Origin of the sequence: Frankia sp. AgB32 (assembly GCF_023243045.1) — a bacterium.
Taxonomy (GTDB): Bacteria; Actinomycetota; Actinomycetes; order Frankiales; family Frankiaceae; genus Frankia.
In genome coordinates this window covers 85,581-86,990 of the sequence record NZ_JALKFX010000016.1, presented here as the reverse complement: position 1 = coordinate 86,990, position 1,410 = coordinate 85,581, and the positions used below count along the sequence as shown (strand labels likewise).

The following is a 1,410-nucleotide window of genomic DNA, read 5'->3' as shown; positions in this document are numbered from 1 at the left end:
GGGGGGGGGGGGGGGGGGGGGGCGGGGGGGGGGGGGGGGGTGGTGGTGAGGTGGTGGCGCCAGAGGGTTTCGGCGGCGTCGGGGTCGTGGTTGGTGAGGTGGGTGAGGAGTTGGTGGTGGGTGGTGTGTTGGTGGTGGAGGGTGGTGAGGTCGGGGGTGGGGGTGTCGGTGGTGGCGTCGAGGATGTGTCGGATCATGTTGGTGATCATGGTGAGGGTGTGGTTGGCGGGGGTGGTGAGCAGGAGGGTGTGGAAGTGGAGGTGTTGGTGGTGGATGTCGGTGGGGTTGGGGTTGGGGGTGTCCAGGGTGTGGTCGGTGGTGGTGAGGTGGTGGGTGAGGTGGGTGAGGTGGGTGTCGGTGGCGGTGGTGGCGAGCAGGCGGATGGCGGTGGGTTCGAGGTGGGTGTGGGCGGTGTGGATGTCGGCGAGGGTGGTGTGTTGGTGTTCGAGGACGAGGGCGGTGTAGCGGGCGGCGACGTCGCCGTTGGGGGTGTGGACGCGGGCGCCGCCGTGGGCGCCGCGTCGGACGCTGATGAGGGCTTCGGATTCGAGGACGCGGAAGGCTTCGCGCAGGGTGGGGCGGGAGACGCCGAACTGTTCCATGAGGACGGCTTCGGGGGGTAGGGCGTCGTTTTCGTGGAGTTCGCCGCGGACGATCTGGCGGCGGAGGTGGGCGGCGACGAGTTCGGCGGTTTTCGGGACCCGCACGTGCTGACCGACCCGGTTGGTGCCGAGCAGCGGGCGGGGCGGCGTGCGGTTCGGGCTGCCCACCGTGGGTGCGTCCGAGCCGCCGGCGCGGCTGAGACGGACGGTGTGTGGCGCGACCCGGGTGGCGGTCGGGGTCTCGGCCGGTTGCGTTAAGGTCATGATCTTTTCCCCCTGATGGTGACGGCGCGTCCCCGTTCGCCCCCGCTGTCGGAACGCGACTATGGATGTGCGGAACGTATGTACTGCGATAACTTGGCTACCAACAGTACTTACAAAGTCGCATTTTGGCACCGTGTCGGAAGCTGGGGCGACTGGGGGCGCGGTAATACCACGGTGTATTCCGGCACCTGCTACGCAGGGTAAACACTGCTGTCGGCGGGCGATCCGCGTACTGAAGTGATCATTTTGTCGGGCGCTCGCGGTCCGCGGCGCCATGATCCTCGACTGGTGACCCGCTGACCAGGCACATCGCACATTCCGGCGGGCGGGCGCGACGGGTTCGGTATATGATCATGCGGCGCCCGCTGGCAGGTGGCGGATAACTGCGGTTAAGCATCGACTACGCCCTGTTGCGGCCCGCGCTGGTGTTGAGCGGGGTGCTGACGGCCGCCGAAAACGGGCGATTGGCGGCCCCATGCCAAAACCCCGCCGACCCGCTCGGCCGCCTGCGGCGAGGCAGGCGGGGCGGGGGGGGGGGGGGGTT

General features: G+C 69.0%; 1 protein-coding gene. It reads right to left on the bottom strand.

Annotated elements, in window-relative coordinates; all coding sequences use genetic code 11:
* Positions 1-866: FadR/GntR family transcriptional regulator (locus MXD60_RS07585; protein ID WP_248818269.1), on the bottom strand; the 866-nt coding region annotated here is incomplete at its 3' end.
* Positions 867-1,410: the final 544 nt, after the last annotated feature.